Origin of the sequence: Streptomyces sp. NPDC053076, from assembly GCF_044546845.1 — a bacterium.
Classification (GTDB): Bacteria; Actinomycetota; Actinomycetes; order Streptomycetales; family Streptomycetaceae; genus Streptomyces.
In genome coordinates, this window is the sequence record NZ_JBITZL010000001.1 from 1,248,579 (window position 1) to 1,267,955 (window position 19,377).

Consider the following 19,377-nt stretch of genomic DNA (forward strand, 5'->3'; position numbering starts at 1 on the left):
GCTTCGGTTCCGGTCTCGGCTTCGGTCGCGGCCCTGGTTCCGGTCTCGGCTTCGGTTCCGGTCTCGGCTTCGGTCGCGGCCCTGGTTCCGGCCACACCGCTCCGACTCCCGACAGGCACCCGCCCGACTCCCGACAGGTACTCGCCTGAGTCCCGACAGGCACCCGTCCCGGTTGCGGTGGACGCCGGCGGTCCCGCGGTCATCACCCGCGCCGGACCCCCGGTCGTCCCGCTGACACCCGGCGGGACCGCCGCCGGGCCACGGCGGCGCCATCCCGGACCGGCCGGGCACGTCCAGGGAGTCCGCTGAACCCCGGTCTGCCTGCCGCACCGCCGCACCGCCGCGCACGCCCGGTGTACCACCCCGATCCAGCGCACCGCCCCCGCGGTGGGCCCGGTTCGTCCGCGCCGCATCGTCCCGCTCTCCAAAGGACTTGACCCATGACGGACCTGCACGACAAGCCCGCACCGGCGTCCTCCCTGGCGCAGTCCGGCCGCGCCGCCGGCGCACCGGAGAGTGCCGCGGCTCCGGCGTCCCAGACGCTCGGCGAGCTGTTCGCCGCCTGGGTGGCCCGCACCCCGGACGCGCCGGCCCTCACCGACGGCCGACGCACCTGGACGTACCACGAACTGGCCGGCCGCGCCGACCGGTTGGCCGCACACCTGGTACGGCGAGGAGTCGGGCCCGACCGGGTGGTGGCCCTGGTGCTGCCCCGCTCCATGGAGCTGATCGCTGCGGAGCTGGCCGTCGCCCGGGCCGGCGCCGCCTTCCTGCCCGTGGACCCCGCCTACCCCGCCGAGCGCCGCGCGCTGATGCTCGCCGACGCCGCGCCCACGGTCACCCTCGACGATCCGCGCCGACTCGGCCGACTGCTGGAGACGGGCGAACCGTTGGACACGGAACCGTTGTCCACCGGCGCACCGCGGTCAACGGGCGGACCGCTGGTCACCGGTGAACCGCTGGTCGGGGATGAACCGCTGGACACTGGCGAGCCGTTGGGCACGGAACCGTTGACCACGGGCGAACCGTTGGAGAGCCGGGAGGGTTCGGAACGCGCGGCACGCGGCGGTGTCGGCACCGACGTCGACCACGCGGCCTACGTCATCTACACCTCCGGCTCCACCGGTACCCCCAAGGGCGTGACGGTCACCCACCGCGGCATCGGCGGCTTCGCCTCGGCCGCCGCCGAACGGTACGCGGTGGGTCCCGGCGACCGCGTGCTCCAGTTCTCCTCGCCGAGCTTCGACGCCTCCGTCCTGGAGCTGTTCATATCCGTCCTGACCGGAGCCACCCTCGTCGTACCGCCGCACGGCCCATGGCTGGGTGACGAACTCGCTGCGGTCCTGGACGAGCACCGCATCACCCACGCCCTCATCCCGCCCGCCGCGCTGGCCACCCTGCCCGACCCCGCGCACGGCACCGCACATCACCTGCGCACGCTGATCGTGGGCGCCGAGGCATGCCCGGCCGGGCTCGTCGACCGCTGGGCACCCGGCCGCCGCATGATCAACTCCTACGGCCCGACCGAGACCACCATCGTCGCCACCTGGACCGGGCCGCTCACCGCCGGCCGTGGCACCCCGACGATCGGCGGTGCCCTGCCGCACACCCGGGTGCACGTCCTCGACCCCGCGATGCGCCCCGTACCGCCCGGCGCGGACGGCGAGTTGTTCGTGGGCGGCGACGCGGTGGCCCGCGGCTACCTGGGCCGCCCGGGCCTGACCGCCGCCCGCTTCGTCGCCGACCCCTTCGGGCCGCCCGGCGCCCGTCTGTACCGCACCGGGGACCGGGCGCGCCGGACCGCCGACGGGGAACTGGAGTTCCTGGGCCGGCTGGACCGGCAGGTGAAGATCCGCGGCTTCCGTATCGAGCCGGGCGAGATCGAGGCGGCCCTGCGCCGGGCCGGCGACGTCGGCGAGGCCGTGGTCGTCGTACGCGAGGACGAGCCGGGGCATCAGCGGCTCGTCGGATACGTCACCCCGGCCCGGCCGCCGGCCACCGGCGAGCAGGCCACCGCCTCCGCGGACCCCGCGCCGGCCCTGGACCCGGTGGCTCTGCGGGCGGCCATGGCCGCCGTGCTGCCCGCGCACATGGTGCCGTCCGCGGTCGTCGTCCTGGACCACATGCCGCTCACCCCGCAGAACAAGATCGACCGGCGGGCGCTGCCCGCCCCTGAGCGCACGGCCACGGCCGGCCATGTGGCACCGCGGTCGGCGCGGGAGCGGGCCCTCGCCGAGATCTGGGCGGACGTCCTGGGGGTCGCCACGGTCGGGGTGACGGACGACTTCTTCGACCTCGGCGGCGAATCGATCCTCGCCGCCCGCGCCCTGTCCCGGATCAGGGACGAACTGGGCGTACGGCTGACCGTACGGGACGTCTTCACCGCGCGTACGGTGGCCGCCCTCGCCCCCCTGCTCGCCGACCCGTCGGCCGCCGCTCCGGCGGAGCCGATCCCGCCGGCCCCGGCCGAGGGCGACCTGCCTCTGTCGAGCGCGCAGCGGCGGCTCTGGTATCTCGACGACCTCACCGGGGGCGGCACCGAGTACAACACCGGGGTGGCCCTGCGGCTGCGCGGCCCGCTGGATGCGGACGCGCTGCGCCGGTCCCTGCGCCGCCTCGCGGCCCGCCACGCCTCCCTGCGCACCACGTTCACCACGGCCGACGGCCAGGGCGCCCAACGCGTGGCCCCCGAGCCGGACCTGCCGCTGCGGACGGCCGATCTCACCGGCGTACCCGACGCGCGTCGCGCCGAGGCCGCCGAGGCACTGCTCACCGACGAACTGAGCCGCCCCTACGACCTGGCGGCCGGCCCGCTCACCCGGGCCCTGCTCGTCCGGCTCACCGCCGACGACCAGTTGCTGCTCCTGGGCCAGCACCACATCGTCACCGACGGCTGGTCGGTGGGCATCCTCACCCGTGAACTCGCCGCCCTCTACCACGCGGAGACCACCGGCGAGCCGGACGGTCTGCCGCAACCCTCCGTGCAGTACCCGGACTTCGCGGTGTGGGAGCACCGGCGGCGGGCAGCCGACGCCGATGCCGCCGACCTGACCTACTGGAAACGGCACCTGGCGGGGATCCAGCACCTCGAGCTGCCGGCCGACCGGCCGCGTCCGCCGGTGCGCACCACCGCCGGAGCGGCCCACCGGCACACCCTCCCGGCGGAGTTGGTGACCCGGCTGCGGCAGCTGGCCGCCGGGCGCGGCACCACCGTGTTCACCCTGTTCGCGGGCGCCTCCGCGCTGCTGTTCTCCCGCTACTCGGGGCAGCGGGACGTCGCGTTCGGCACCGTCACCACCGGGCGCGGCCGACGGGACCTGGAGGACGTGCCGGGTTTCTTCGCCAACACGGTGGTGCTGCGCGGCGAGGTGGACGAGCGGGCGACCGTCGACCGGTTCGTGGAGAGCATGCGGACGACGGTGCTGGACGCCTTCGCCCACGACACGGTGTCCTTCGACCGGGTGGTGGAGGAGCTGGCCCCGCCCCGCGACCCCAGCCGCACCCCGCTGGTGCAGGCGCTCGTCGTGCAGCAGACCGCGCTGCCCGTGCCGCCGCTCTCCGGCGGCGTGCGCTTCGCCGACCATCCGCTGCCCCGCCCGGCCGCCCGCTTCGACCTGGTCCTGGAGTTCACACCGGACACGGACGGCGGCTGCGTGCTGACCGCCGAGTTCAACACGGACCTGTTCGAGGCGTCGACGGTGGCCCGGCTGACCGCTCATCTGCACCGCCTGCTGGAGGGCATGGCGGACGGCCCGGGCCGCGCGCTGGCCGAGCTGCCCATGCTCTCGGCCGAGGAACAGCGCATGCTCGTGGACACCTGGAACCCGCCCGTCCGCCGCGCACGGGACACCGGGCACAGCACGCTGCCCGAGCTGTTCCACGCCCAGGCGGCCCGGACCCCCGACCGCACCGCCGTCGTCTGCGGCCCGGTCCGGCTGGACTACGCCGAGGTCGCCCGGCGCGCGAGCCGGCTGGCCCGGCTCCTCGTGGCGCGCGGCGCCGGCCCGGAGCAACTGGTCGCGCTGTGCCTGCCGCGCACCGCCGACCTCGTGCCCGCGCTGTGGGCGGTGCTCGCCTCGGGCGCCGGCTATCTCCCGGTCGACCCCGGCTATCCCGCCGAGCGCGTCCGCCTCATGCTCAGCGACGCCCGGCCCGCCCTCGTCGTCGCCACCCGCGAGACCGCCTCCGCCCTGCCCGCGGACTGCGAACCGCTGCTCCTGGAGGACTGCGCCGACGCGGCCGCGGCCGACACGGAGCTGACCGACGCCGACCGGCTCCGCCCGCTGCTGCCGGACCATCCCGCCTACGTCATCTACACCTCCGGTTCCACCGGCCGCCCCAAGGGGGTCGTGGTCACCCACCGCAGTGTCGCCGCCCTGGCACGGTGGGCGGGGGAACGGTTCGGTGCCGAGGGGCTGGCCCATGTGATCGCCTCCACCTCCCTCAACTTCGACGTCTCGGTCTTCGAACTGCTCTGCCCCCTGGCCGCGGGCGGCACCGTCGAGGTGGTCGCCGACCTGCCGGCCCTCGCCGACGGCGCCGGCCCGCGGCGGGCCGGGCTGCTCAGCGGAGTGCCGTCCGTCGTCTCCCGGCTGCTCGCCGGCGGTACGACGCCCGTGACCGCGGACACCGTCGTCCTGGCCGGCGAGGCCCTGCCGGCGCAGACGGTGCATGACCTGCGCGCCGCCATGCCCGGCAGCCGGATCGCCAACATCTACGGCCCCACCGAGGCCACCGTGTACGCCACCGCCTGGTTCGCCGGTGACCGGCTGCCGGAGCAGGCCCCGCCCATCGGCGATCCGGTGGCGCTCACCCGGGCCTATGTCCTGGACCACGCCCTGCGGCCCCAGCCCGTCGGCGTCACCGGAGAGTTGTACCTGGGAGGCGGCGGCCTGGCCCGCGGCTATCTGCACCGTCCCGGACTGACCGCCGCCCGGTTCGTCGCCGACCCGTTCGGCGCGCCGGGGGAGCGCATGTACCGCACCGGCGACCTGGCGCGCCGCCGTGCCGACGGCGGGCTGGAGTACGTGGGCCGGCTCGACCAGCAGGTCAAGGTGCGCGGCTTCCGCATCGAACTGGGCGAGGTGGAGGAGGCACTGCGCGGCTGCGCGGGCGTCGCCGAGGCGGCGGCCACCGTCACCACCGACGGCGAGGGCCACCGGCGCCTGGTCGGCTACGTCGTCCCGGCCGCCGGGGAGCGGGCGGAGCCCGAGGCCGTACGCCGGGAACTCGGCCGTACGCTGCCCGACTACATGGTCCCGTCGGCCGTCCTCGTGCTGGACGGCCTGCCGCTCAGCCCGAACGGCAAGCTCGACCGGGCCCGGCTCCCCGACCCCGGCCCCGCCGTGCGCGCGGTGCGCCATGTCGCGCCCCGCACGCCCACCGAGCGCACGCTCGCCGCGATCTGGGCCGAGGTGCTGCGCGTGGAACGGATCGGCGTCGACGACAACTTCTTCGAACTCGGCGGCGACTCGATCCTGAGCATCCAGGTGGTGGCCCGCGCCCGGCAGGAGGGCGTACCGCTGACCTCCCGGGACGTCTACCGGAATCAGACGGTCGCCGCCCTCGCCCGCTGCGCGGACGCCGCCGCGGGCCCCCGCGAGACGGCCCCCGCACCGGAGGCGGCCACCGGCTCGGCCCCCCTGACCCCCATCCAGCACTGGCTGTTCTCCGCCGCCCCCGAGCGCGCCGGCCACTTCTCCCAGGCGCTGTCCGTCCGGATGCCCGACGATCTGGACCCGGCGGCCCTGGAGGACGCCCTGAACGACCTGGTCGCCCATCACGACGCCCTGCGCTCCCGCTTCGTCGCGGCCGACGCGGCGGACGGGATCGGCTGGCTCATCGACGACCGGGCGCCCCGCGTCCGACTGGGCCGCCACACCGGCCCGGAGACGGACACCCCGCACTTCGGCCCCTTCGACCTCGCCCGGGGACCGCTGCTGCGCGCCGTGCTGCACGACCCCGGCGCCGGCCGGCCCCACGTACTGCACCTCACCGTCCACCACCTGGTGGTCGACGGCGTCTCCTGGCGGGTGCTCCTCGAGGACCTGGACCGCGCCTACCGAGCCCGCCGCGCCGGCGACGACGGCGCCGCGGCACTGCCCGCGAAGTCCTCACCGCTACGGCAGTGGGCGCGCCGGCTGAACGCCCACGCGGCGGACGGCGGCTTCGACGACGAACGGGAGTACTGGGCCGAGGCGGTCCCGGGCCCCGAACCCGCCCTCCCCGCCGACCTGCCGGACGGAGCCGACACCTACGCCGCCCAGCGCTCGGTCACCGTCCGCCTGAGCCCCGGGGACACCTCGGCCCTGCTGCGCACCCTGCCCGACACCTACCGCACCCAGGCCAACGACGTCCTGCTCAGCGCTCTGGGCCGGGCGCTGTGCGCCTGGAGCGGGCGGGCCCGGGTGGTGGTCGACGTCGAGGGACACGGCCGCGAGGAGCTCTTTCCCGAACTGGACATCAGCCGCACGGTCGGCTGGTTCACCACCCGCTACCCCGTCGCGCTCGCCGTGCCGGAGGACGCCGACTGGGACACCGTCGTGAAGCGGGTCAAGGAGCAGCTGCGTGCCGTACCCCGGCACGGCCTGGGCCATGACGCGCTGCGCCACCTGACCGGCCCCGGGCCGGCGCCGCGCACCCCGGACGCGCAGGTCAGCTTCAACTACCTGGGTCGGATGGGGCTGTCGGAGGATCCCGACGGCCTCTACCGGGGCACCGTACGACCGCTGGAGCTGGACGCGGACCCGGCGGCCGGGCGACCGCACGCCCTGGAGGTCGTCGGGCAACTCGTGGACGACGTCCTGGAGTTCACCTGGTTCTACACCGACCGGCGGTACCGGCAGGACACGGTCACCGCCCTGGCCGGGCGGTTCGCCGACGCGCTCGCGGACCTCGCCCGGCACGCCACCCGCCCGGGAGCCGCCGGACGCACGCCGTCCGACTTCCCGCTGGCCCGGCTGGACCAGGCCGCCGTGGACCGGATCGCGGGCGTGGACCCGGCGGCGGTGGCCGACGTCCTGCCGCTCACGCCCACCCAGGCGGGCATGCTCTTCCACGGCCTGTCCCAGGACGACCGCGGTGTCTACTTCCAGCAGCTGACGTTCGACCTGGACGGTGTGCCCGACCCGGAGGCCCTCGCCGCCGCCTGGCAGCACGTGACCGACCGCACCGAGGTGCTGCGCGGCCGGGTCGTCTGGCAGGACGTACCCGAGCCGTTGCTGGTGGTGCAGCGCCACGCGGCCGTACCGGTCACCCACCTGGACTGGCGCGACCTGACGGCCGAGGAGCGCCGCACCCGGCTGGACGACGTGCTGGCCCGTGACCGCGCGCAGGGCATCGACCTCGGCCGGGCCCCGCTCCAGCGCCTGCTCCTCGCCCGGGTCTCCGGCACAGCGGTGCGCGTGGTGTGGTCCTTCCACCATCTGCTCCTGGACGGCTGGAGCCTGTTCCAGGTGCTCTCGGACGTCTTCGCCCAGCACGCCGGCACCGGTCCCGACGCCCTCCCGCACCGCCCGCCCCACCGCGACTACGTCGCCTGGCTGCGGCAGCGCGACCCGGCCGCGGCCGAACGGCACTGGCAGAACCGCCTGTCCGGCCTGGCCGAGGCCACCCCGCTGCCCTACGACCGTGAGCCGCGCGAGGCCCACCGCGCCGAGTCCACGCACGCGGTCCGCAGCACGCTGCCCGCGGCCGCCACCCGGGAGCTGGAACAACTCGCACGCACCTCCGGCCTGACCCTGAACACCCTGGTTCAGGGCGCCTGGGCGCTGCTGCTGGCCCGGCAGGCGGGCCGGGACGAGGTGGTGTTCGGCACCACCGTGTCCGGCCGGCCCCCCGAGCTGCCCGGCGCCGAGGCCATGACCGGCCTGTTCATCACTACCCTGCCCACCCGGGTCACCGTCCCGGGCCACGGCACCCTGCTGGACTGGCTGCGCGCGCTCCAGCGTGACCAGAGCGAGGACCGGCGCTTCGACCATCTGCCGCTCACCCGGATGAGAGCGTTCACCGAACTCCCCGAGCGTGTCGGCCTGTTCGACAGCATCGTCGTCTTCGAGAACTATCCGGTGGACGACGACCTCGCCGCCGGCCACGGGCTGCGCCTGAGCGGCCTGGAGGGCATCGAGACCACCAACTACCCGCTGAGCCTGACCGCTTACCCGGGCGCGGAACTGGCCCTGCGGCTCGGCTACGACCCCGAGCTGTTCGACGCCGGCACCGTCGAGCGGATGGCGGAGTACCTGACCGCGCTGCTCGCCGGCCTGGCCACCGGCTCCGCGCGCCCACCCGCCCGGCTGCCGTTGCTCGCCCCGGACCGCCGCGAGCAGGTGCTGCGCACCTGGAACGACACCGCCACCGACCTGCCCGACACCACCGTCGCCGTCCTCTTCGCCGCGCAGGCGCGCCGTACTCCCGACGCCGTGGCCCTGGAGGCCGGGGACGAGCACGTCACCTACCGCGAACTCGACGCACGCGCCGACCGGTTGGCGGCCGGGCTGGCCCGGTTCGGGGTGCGGCCCGAACGCCCGGTCGGTGTCCTCATGGACCGCTCCGTGGAACTGATCGTCACCCAGCTGGCCCTCGTGCGCATCGGCGGCGTGTACGTGCCCCTGGACGGCAGGGCACCGGCCGAGCGGCTGCGCCGGATGCTGACCGAGGCCGGGGCCGGTCTGCTGCTGACCGACGCCGGCTGGGCTCGGACGGCCCGGGAGGTGCTGCCCGGCGACGGCGTGCTGCGCGTCGACGACATCACCGGCACCGACGGCCCCGCGCCGACCTGTGCCGTGCACCCCGACAACGTCCAGTATCTGATGTTCACTTCGGGCTCCACCGGCACCCCCAAGGGGGTCGCGGTGCGCCAGCGGGACGTCGTCGCGCTCGCCCTCGACCGCGCCTTCGCCGGGCACGACCGGGTCCTCGTGCACTCGCCGCACGCCTTCGACGCCGCCACCTACGAGGTGTGGGTGCCCCTGCTGCGCGGCGGCACGGCCGTACTCGCCCCGCCCGCCGACCTGGACGCCGCCCAGGTCCGGCACGCCGTCACCGAGCGGCGGGTGAGCTGCCTGTGGCTGACGGCGGGCCTGTTCCGCCTCCTCGCGCAGGAGGACCCCGGGTGCCTGCGCGGCGCCCGCGAGGTGTGGACCGGCGGCGACGCCGTACCGGGTGCGGCCGTGCGCCGGGTCCTGGACGCCTGCCCGGGCCTGACCGTCGTGGACGGCTACGGCCCCACCGAGACCACCACCTTCGCCACCCGCCGCGTCTTCCGCTCCGGCGACCCGCTGTCCGCCGTGCTGCCCATCGGCCGTCCGCTGGACAACACGCGTGTGTACGTCCTCGACGCCGCCCTCCAGCCCCAGCCTCCGGGGATCCCCGGCGAGTTGTTCGTCGCGGGTGCGGGCCTGGCGCGCGGCTACGCGGGGCGGCCGGGGGCCACCGCCGCCCGCTACCTCGCCGATCCCTACGGCCCGCCCGGCACCCGGATGTACCGCACCGGCGACATCGTGCGCTGGAGCGCCGACGGCGAGCTGCACTTCGTCGGCCGCGCGGACGACCAGATCAAGATCCGCGGCTTCCGCGTCGAACCCGCCGAGATCGAGGCCCGGCTCACCGCCCACCCCCGCATCGCCGAGGCCGTCGTCTCCCTGTACGAGGACGCCGGACGCAAGCGGCTGGCCGCCCACCTCGTACCGGCCGGTGCCGCCGAGGTGCCGGCCGCCGCCGAGCTGCGCGCCCACCTGGCGGCCGGCCTGCCCGACTACATGGTGCCCGCCGCCTTCGTCACCGTGCCCGAACTGCCGCTGACGGCCAACGGCAAGGTCGACCGGCGACGGCTGCCCGCCCCCGACTGGTCGGCGGGCGGCGAGCGGACCCACCGCGCCCCGCGCACTGAGACCGAACGTGTCCTCGCCGGGATCTGGTCCGAACTGCTCGGCGTGGACCGGGTGGGAGTGGACGACAACTTCTTCATGCTGGGCGGCGATTCGATCCTCAGCATCCAGGTGGTCTCCCGGGCCCGCGCGGCGGGACTGACGCTCACCCCCCGTGACCTCTTCCGGCGCCCCACGGTGGCCGAGCTGGCCGCCGCCGCGGGCGGCGCCGCGACCGCCGTCGCCGGCACCGAGCCGGTCGGCGGAGCGGCGGACCTCATGCCCATCCAGCACTGGTTCCTGGACCCGCGGCCGGAGCACGCCGCCTTCTTCAACCAGTCCGTCGTCATCGAGACGGCCGGCGCCGCCGACCAGGACGCCCTGCGCCGCGCCCTCACCGCCCTGTGGACCCACCACGACGCCCTGCGCGCCCGGTTCACCTACGACGACGAGGGCGTCCCGCACCAGGACGTGGCCACCGCCGACAGCCCGGTACCCGAGCTGCTCCAGATCCACGACCGGCGGGCCGAGGAACACGTCACGACGGCCGCCCACGCCGGACTCCGGCTGGACACGGGCCCGTTGTTCACCGCCCGCCTGTTCACCGCCGTCGGCACCCTGCCCGAACGGCTGCTGCTGGTCGCCCACCACCTGGTGGTCGACGGCGTCTCCTGGCGGATCCTGCTGGAGGACCTGGAGACCGCCTACCGGCAGGCCGCGGCCGGGCAACCCGTACGACTGCCCGCCCGCACCACCTCCGTACGCGAATGGGCCCGACGGCTGCGCGACCCCGACCGCTTCACCGCACAGCGCGCCCACTGGGAGCGGGCCGCCCGGACCTGCGCCGACCCGCTGCCCGTGGACGGCACCGGCGGCAACACCATGGCCGACGTACGGGAGGTGACCGTACGGCTGGACCCCGAGCGCACCGCCGACCTCCTGCGCCGGGTCCCGGGCGTCTACCGCACCCGCGTCGACGACGTCCTGCTCACCGCGCTCGGCCGGGTCCTCGCCGACTGGACCGGACGCGACACGGTCGCCGTCGGCCTGGAGGGACACGGCCGCGAGGACCAGCTCTTCGAGGACGTCGACCTGTCCCGCACCGTCGGCTGGTTCACCTCGCTCTTCCCGCTCGCCCTGTCCGTACCGGCGGGGGACTGGGGCACCGCCCTGAAGACGGTGAAGGAGCAGCTGAGGGCGGTACCCGACCGTGGACTCGGCTACGGCGTGCTCCGCCATCTCACCCGTGAGGAACGGCTCACCGGCGCGCCCGAACCCGGTATCAGCTTCAACTACCTGGGCCGCTTCGACTGGACCGCAGGCGGCGGCGCCCTGATCGGGGCGGTGCCCGGCGGCCTCGGCGGCGCGGAGGCCCCCGGCACCGAACGGCCGCACCTGCTCGACGTCGTGGCCCGGGTCGAGGACGACCGGCTGGAGATCACCTGGCACTACAGCGCCGGCCGGCACCACGAGGAGACCGTCACCGCGCTCGCCGAGGGCATGCTGCGGGCCCTGGGCGACATCGTCGCGCACTGCGCCCGGCCGGACGCGGGCGGACGCACGCCGTCGGACTTCCCGCTGGCCCGGCTGGACCAGGCCGCCGTGGACCGGATCGCCGGGGACGGCCGGGACGTCGCGGACATGTACCCGCTGACGCCGATGCAGTCGGGCATGCTCTTCCACAGCCTGCTGGACCCCGGCGGCCGCACCTACGTCAACCAGGTGCAGCTGGTGCTGTCCGGCGTCGTGGACCCGCACGCGCTCGCCGAGGCGTGGCAGCACACCGCGGACGCCAACCCCGTGCTGCGCACCCGCCTGGTGTGGCAGGAGACCCCGGAACCGCTCCAGGTCGTCCACCACCGGGCCACCGTGCCCGTCACCGTCCTCGACCGGTCCGGCCGGCCCGCCGACCCGCGCGAGCTGGACCGGCTGCTGGCCGAGGACCGGGAGGCGGGCATCGACCTGGGCACCGCACCCCTGATGCGGCTGACGCTGATCCGCCTCTCACCCGACCGGGTCCGCCTGGTGTGGACGTTCCACCACGCCCTGCTCGACGGCTGGAGCGCCGCCCAGGTCTTCGACGAGGTGTGCGAGCGGTACGCCGCCCTGACCTCGGGGCGCCGCCCGCAGCTGCCGGAACGCAGGCCCTTCGCCGACTATCTGCGCTGGCTGGCCGGACGGGACACCGGCCGGGCCGAGCGGTACTGGCGCACCGCCCTCGCCGGCTTCCAGGCGCCCACCGAACTGCCCCGGGACCGGCGGCCCGCCGAGGCCCACCGCGCGTCCTCCTCCGCGTCGGTGCGGATGACCCTCGGCCCGGACGTCTCGGCGCGGCTGCGGGAGACCGCCCAGCGTGCGGGGCTGACCCTCAACACCGTTCTCCAGGGCGCGTGGGCGCTGCTGCTGTCCCGCTACGGCGGCGGTGCCGACGTGGTGTTCGGCACGACCGTCTCCGGCCGGCCCGCCGAACTGCCGGGCGTGACCTCGATGGTCGGCCTGTTCATCAACACCCTGCCCACCCGGGCCCGCGTCGACGAACGGCGCCCGCTGCTGGACTGGCTGCGCGAACTGCAGGCCGCGCAGTCGGAGGCCCGGCGCCACGACTTCGTCTCGCTGGCCCAGTTGCAGTCGTGGAGCGAGGTGCCCGGCGGCACCGGCCTGTTCGACTCCATCGTGGTGTTCGAGAACTACCCCTTCGACGAAGGGGCGTTGGCCCGGCACGGACTGGCCATGGAGCAGGAGCGGGACCTGGAGCCGACGAACTACCCGCTCAGCGTCGTCGTCGCCCCCGGCGACACCCTGACCGTCAACCTGGACTACGACCCGGCGGCCTTCGACGCCACGACGGTCGAAGCCCTCGGCGAGGGCCTGCGCACCCTGCTGACCGGCATGGCCGCCGACCCGGACCGCCGGCCGGCCGACCTGCCGCTGCTGGACCCGGCCGAGGGGCGGGCGCTGGTGGCCCGGTTCGGCGGACCGGTGACCGAGCCACCGCACGACACCCTGCCCGACGCGTTTGGGCGGCAGGCCGAGCGGACCCCGCACGCCCCGGCCGTGCGACACGGCGACACCTGCCTCACCTACCGCGAACTCGACGCCCGCTCCAGCCGGCTGGCCAGGCTGCTCATCGCCGCCGGCGCCGGACCCGAGCGCTTCGTCGCCCTGTGCCTGCCCCGCACCGCCGACCTGATCGTGGCACTCGTCGCGGTGCTGAAGAGCGGCGCGGCCTATCTGCCGGTCGACCCCCAGTACCCCGCGGAGCGGGTCGCGTTCCTCTTCGAGGACGTACGGCCCGACGCCGTGATCACGGCCGCGGAGACCGCCGGCCGGCTGCCCGAGGGCCCGTTCACCCGGATCCTGCTGGACGAGGAACCGGACACCGCGGTGCCGGACGCCCCCGTCGGCGACGACGAGCGGCGCGGCACCCTGCTGCCCGGCCACCCGGCCTACGTCATCCACACCTCCGGCTCGACCGGCCGCCCCAAGGGCGTGGTCGTCAGCCACGCGTCCGTGCGGGCCCTGACCGACTGGGCGGCGGCCGAGTTCACCGGCCGGGGACTGGCTCACGTGGTGGCCTCGACCTCGCTCAACTTCGACGTGTCGGTCTTCGAGATCTTCTCGCCGCTGCTGTCCGGCGGCTGCGTGGAAGTCGTCCGCGACCTGCTGGCCCTCGCCGAGCGCCCCGGCCCCTGGCGGGCCGGACTGCTCAGCGCGGTGCCCTCGGCCCTGGACCGGCTGCTCGCCGAGGACGCCGTGCGGATCACCGCGGACACCGTCGTCCTCGCGGGGGAGGGGCTGCCCGCCCGCACCGTGGGCCGGGTCCGGGAGGCGGTGCCCGGTTGCCAGGTGCGCAACATCTACGGACCCACCGAGGCCACCGTCTACGCCACCGCCTTCACCTGTGACCCGGCCGACCCCGACCGCGACCCGCCGATCGGCCGTCCGCTGGGCGGCGCCCGTGCCTACGTCCTGGACGAGCGGATGCGTCCGGTGCCGGCCGGCGCGCCCGGCGAGCTGTTCCTCGCCGGGACCGGTGTCGCGCGCGGTTATCTGCGCCGGCCCGGCCTGACCGCGTCCCGCTTCCTGCCGGATCCGTTCGGCCCGCCCGGCAGCCGGATGTACCGCACCGGCGACCTGGTGCGCTGGACGGCCGACGGCGACCTCGTCTACCTCGGCCGTGGCGACGACCAGGTGAAGGTGCGTGGCTTCCGTATCGAACTCGGCGAGGTCGAGGCCGCGCTGGCCCGCCATCCCGCCGTGGCGGCGGCAGCGGCCCGGGTGATCGAGCACGCGGGCCACCGCCGACTGGTCGGCTACGCGGTGCCCCGCACGACCGGCCTCCCGGCCCCCGCGGACAAGGCGGTGCCCGGCTCGACCGGCCCTGCGGGCGCGAACGGTCCCGCGGACTCGGCCGGTCTCGCGGACCCGCCCGGCGATGCGGTGGCCGGCCCGACCGGCCTCCCGGACCCCGCCGAGCTGCGTGCCTTCCTCGCCCGCAGCCTTCCCGACCACCTGGTCCCCGCCCTCGTCGTACCGTTGGAGCGGCTTCCGCTCGGCGCCACCGGCAAACTCGACCGGCGGGCGCTGCCCGCACCGCGGTGGGCCGCCCCGACCGCGGGCGCGGCCGGCCGGCCGCCGCGTACCGGGGCCGAGCAGACCCTCGCGGGCATCTGGTCCGAGGTGCTCGGCGTGCCCGAAGTCGGGGCCGACGACAACTACTTCACACTCGGTGGCGACTCCGTCCTGGGCATCCAGATCGTCTCCGCCGCCCGCCGGTCCGGGCTGGCCCTGACCCCCCGGCACCTGTTCACCCACCAGACCCTCGCCGAACTCGCCGCCGCGGCCGAGCGGATGCCGGACCCCGCGGTGTCCGCCGTCACCGCCGAACAGGGACCGGTGACCGGCGACACCCCGCTCACCCCCGTACAGCACTGGCTCCTGGGCACCCTCACCGGCGACCCCGCCCACTTCAGCCAGACGGTCGCCCACGAGCTGACCACCGACCCCGACGAGTCGCTGCTGCGGGCCGCCCTGGCCGCCGTACTGGAGCACCATGACGCGCTGCGGCTGCGCTTCGAGCCGGCCGGCGACGGACGGTGGCGGCAGTACGGCACCGTGCCCGGTGGCGCCGCCCCGCACCTGGAGGTGCATCACCGGGCGGTCGCGAGCGAGGTGGCCCGTGCGCTCGGGGCCGGCTTCGACCTGGCCGGCGGACCGCTGCTGCGGGCCGCGCTGTGCCGTCCCGCCGACGGCGGCCGGCCGGTGCTGCTGCTGGCCGCCCACCACCTGGTCGTCGACGCCGTGTCCTGGCGGCTGATCCTGGAGGACCTGGAGACCGCCTACCTCGCTCTGAGGGACGGCGAGCGGCCCGCCCTCGCCGCCAAGAGCACCTCGTTCCGGGACTGGGCCCGTCGGCTCGCCGCCCACACCCGGACGGGTGGCTTCGACGGCGAACTCGCCCACTGGCGGTCCCTCGACGCCGACACCACCTTGCCGGCCGACCACACCGGAGGCGTGAACACCGTCGCCGTCGAGGAGAGCCTGACGGTCGGACTGGAGGCCGAGGAGACGCGCCGCCTGCTCCAGGAGGTGCCGGACGCGTACCGCACCCGCGTCAACGACGTCCTGCTGAGCGCGCTGGGCCGGGTCCTGGCCCGCTGGACCGGCCGGGACCGGGTGGCGGTGACCCTGGAGGGCCACGGCCGCGAGGACCTGTTCGAGGACACCGACCTGGGCCGGACCGTCGGCTGGTTCACCGCCATGTACCCGGTCGCCCTGGACGTGCTCCGGGATGCCGGCACCGGCACCGTGCTGAAGGCCGTCAAGGAGAACCTGCGGTCCGTACCGCACGGCGGACTCGGCTACGGCGCGCTCCGCTTCCTCCACCCGACGGCCGGCGCCGAGCTGCCCGGCCTGCCCCCGGTCTGTTTCAACTACCTGGGCCGGCAGGACCGGACAGCCACCCCGGGCGGCCTGCTGCACGCCCCCCACGGCGGCCTCGCCGGCGGCATGGACCCGTCGGCGCAACGGCCGTACCTCCTCGACGTCCTCGGACAAGTCGCCGACGACAGGCTTCAGTTCACCTGGTCGTACTCGCGTGAGGTGCACCGGCGCGAGACCGTCGCCCGGCTGGCGGCCGAGCTGACCGAGGAACTGCGCACCATCGTCCGGCACTGCGCCGAGCCCGGCGCCGGCGGGCGTACCCCCTCCGACTTCCCGCTCGCGCCGCTGGACCAGGCGGCCGTCGACCGGCTCGTCGGCGACGGAGCGGACGTGGTGGCCGTCCATCCGCTGACGCCCACGCAGACGGGCATGGTGATGCACGGCCTGGACGAGGCCGAACACGGCCTGTACGTCGAGCAGATCACCTTCGTCGCGGACGGCGCCCACGATCCGCGCACCCTGGCCGCCGCCTGGCAGCACGTCGTCGACCGCACACCGGTCCTGCGCACGTCCGTCGCCCTGCACGGCGTCCCCGTGCCGCTCCAGGTGGTCCACCGGGACGTGACCCTGCCGGTAACCGAGCACGACTGGAGCGGGATCCCGGCGGACCGGCAGGAGGCGGAGCTGGAGCGGCTGCTCGCCGACGACCGGGCCCGGGGCATCGCCCTGGACCGCGCCCCGCTGCTGCGGCTCGCCCTGGTCCGGCTCGGCCCGGACGCGGTCCGGGTGGTGTGGACCTTCCACCACGTCCTGCTGGACGGCTGGAGCGTCTTCCACGTGCTGTCCGACGTCATGGCCGCGTACGCCGCCCTCGCCCGCGGGGAGCGGCCCCGGCTGCCCGAGCGCAGGCCGTTCGAGGACTACGCCGCCTGGCTGGCCGCCCGTGACACCGCTGCGGCGGCGGAGCACTGGCGTGGCGTCCTGGCCGGCCTGGGCAGCCCGACCCCGCTGCCGTACGACCGCAGGCCCGCACCCGGCGACACCGCCCGCTCCGGCACCTGGCTGTCCCGGCGGCTCGACGCCGAGGAGACACAGCGGCTCCAGGAGTTCGCCCGCCGGCACCGCCTCACCCTCAACACCCTGGTGCAGGGGGCCTGGGCGCTGCTGCTGGCCCGCTGGAGCGGGGAGCGGGACGTCTGCTTCGGCACGACCGTCTCCGGGCGGCCCGCCGATCTGCCCGGCGCCGACACCATCACCGGCCTGTTCATCACCACGCTGCCCGCGCGGATCGACGTCGACGGCGGCGCGTCCTGCGCCGGCTGGCTGCGCGCGTTGCAGGAGGCGTGGTCCGAGGACCGCCGCCACGACCACCTGCCCCTCAACGAACTGCACGCCCTCAGCGAACTGCCGCCGGTGACACCGTTGTTCGACAGCCTGGTGGTCTTCGAGAACTACCCGGTCGGCGACGCGACCGCGGGCGCGCACGGGCTCGCCCTGCGGGACCTGGACGCCCGGGAGGCCACCAACTACCCCCTCACCGTGGTCGTCTCGCCCGGCGACCGGCTCGCCGTCGAACTCGGGCACGACCCGCGGTACTTCGACGCGGCCACCGCCGACTCCCTGGCCGGACAACTGCTGCACACGCTGCGCGCCCTGGCCCGCACGGACGGCACCGCCCGCCTGGACGACCTCGACGTCCTGCCGCCCGCGCACCGGGAGCGGCTGCTGCGCGGCCCGGCTCGCCCCCTGCTCGGCCCGGTGCCCGCCGTCACGCTGCCCGCCCTCGTGGAGGCCGCCGTCGACCGGTGGCCCACCGCCCCCGCCCTCGACGGGGGCGGCACGACACTCGGCTTCGCCGAGGTCGAGGACCGGGCCAACCGGCTGGCCCACCGGATCATCGCCCGCCAGGCCGGACCCGGCGACCTCGTCGCGCTGCTGCTGCCCCGCTCGACGGAGATGGTGCTGGCACAGCTGGCGGTGACGAAGACGGGCGCCGCGTTCCTGCCCGTCGACCCCGCCTACCCCGAGGAGCGGATCGCCCTGATGCTGCGCGACGCGGCCCCCGCCCTCACCCTCGACGCCAAGGAGGTCGCCGGCCTGCTCGCCGCCCCGCCCGACGACGTGCCCGGACACCGGCCCACCGACGCCGACCGGACCCGCCCGCTCGATCCGGACGATCCTGCCTACGTCATCTACACCTCCGGCTCCACCGGCCGCCCCAAGGGCGTCGTCGTCACCCACCGGGGGCTCGCCGCGTTCGCCGCCGCCGAGGCCGCGCACTACCAGGTCGCCCCGGGGGACCGGGTGCTGGCGTTCGCCACGCCCAGCTTCGACGCCTCCGTGCTGGAGCTGTGCGCGTCCCTGCCGCACGGCGCCCGGCTCGTCGTACCCCGGCCCGGGCCGCTGCTCGGCGCCGAACTGGCCGACGTCCTGCGGGCCGAGCGCGTCACGCACACCCTGCTGCCACCGGCCGCCCTCGCCACCCTGCCGGCCGGTACCCCGGGCACGCTGCCCGACCTGAAGACGCTGATCGTCGGCGCCGACGCGTGCGGTGCCGAACTCGTCGCCCGCTGGGCCCCGCACCACCGCATGGTCAACTCCTACGGCCCCACCGAGGCCACCGTCGTCGCCACCTGGTCCGCACCCCTTCAGGCGGACGGCACGGCACCGCCCATCGGCCGCCCGCTGCCCGCCACCGGCGCGTACGTCCTCGACACCCGGCTGCGGCCGGTCCCCGACGGCGTCGCCGGCGAACTGTGGCTGAGCGGACCGGCACTGGCGCGCGGCTACCTCGGCCGGCCCGGACTGACGGCGGCCCGGTTCGTCGCCGATCCGTTCGGGCCGCCCGGCACCCGTATGTACCGCACCGGCGACCTGGTGCGCCGCGACAGCGCGGGCGAACTGCACTACCTGGGCCGCACCGACCACCAGTTGAAGCTGCGCGGCCACCGCATCGAGGCGGGGGAGGTGGAAGCGGTGCTGGTCCGCCATCCGGGCGTGCTGGACGCCGTGGTGACCGTACGCGAGGACGAACCGGGCCTGCCGCGGCTGGTCGCCCACCTGCTCACGGCCCCCGGCGCCGAACCGCCCACCGCCCCGGAGCTGCGGGCGCTGGCCGCCCGCTCGCTGCCGGGCCACATGGTCCCGTCGGCGTTCGTGGCGCTGGACCGTTTCCCGCTCACCGAGAACGGCAAGACCGACCGGGCCGCCCTGCCCGCACCGGCACCGGCCCCGGCCGGGGACCGGGAACGGCCCGAGTACGTGGCACCCCGCACGCCCACCGAGGAGGCGCTCGCGGCCATCTGGGAGGAGACCCTCCAGGTGGCCGTGGGCGCCGAGGACGACTACTTCCTGCTCGGCGGCGACTCCATGCGCGCCCTGCTCATCGCCTCCCGTGCCAACGACGCGTTCGGCGTCACGCTCACCCCCCGCGACGTCCTGGTCTCCCGCACCGTCACCACCCTCGCGGAACTCGTGGAGGACCAGGTGCTGAGCGAACTGGAGGACGCCGCGTACGGCGACCACGACGGGGACGCCGAAGACGCCGGGCACGACGCCGAAGATGCCGGGCACGACGCCGAAGACGCCGCGCACGGCGGCCACGACCACGAACGGTGAGGATCCGACG

The 19,377-nt window shown here is 75.6% G+C and carries 1 protein-coding gene; it reads left to right on the forward strand.

Annotated features, from left to right (window positions below; genetic code table 11):
* The first annotated feature begins 440 nt into the window (after nucleotides 1-440).
* Complete coding sequence (locus ACIGYR_RS05110) at nucleotides 441-19,367, forward strand: non-ribosomal peptide synthase/polyketide synthase (RefSeq protein ID WP_399603161.1); 18,927 nt, start codon at nucleotides 441-443, stop codon at nucleotides 19,365-19,367.
* Nucleotides 19,368-19,377: the final 10 nt, after the last annotated feature.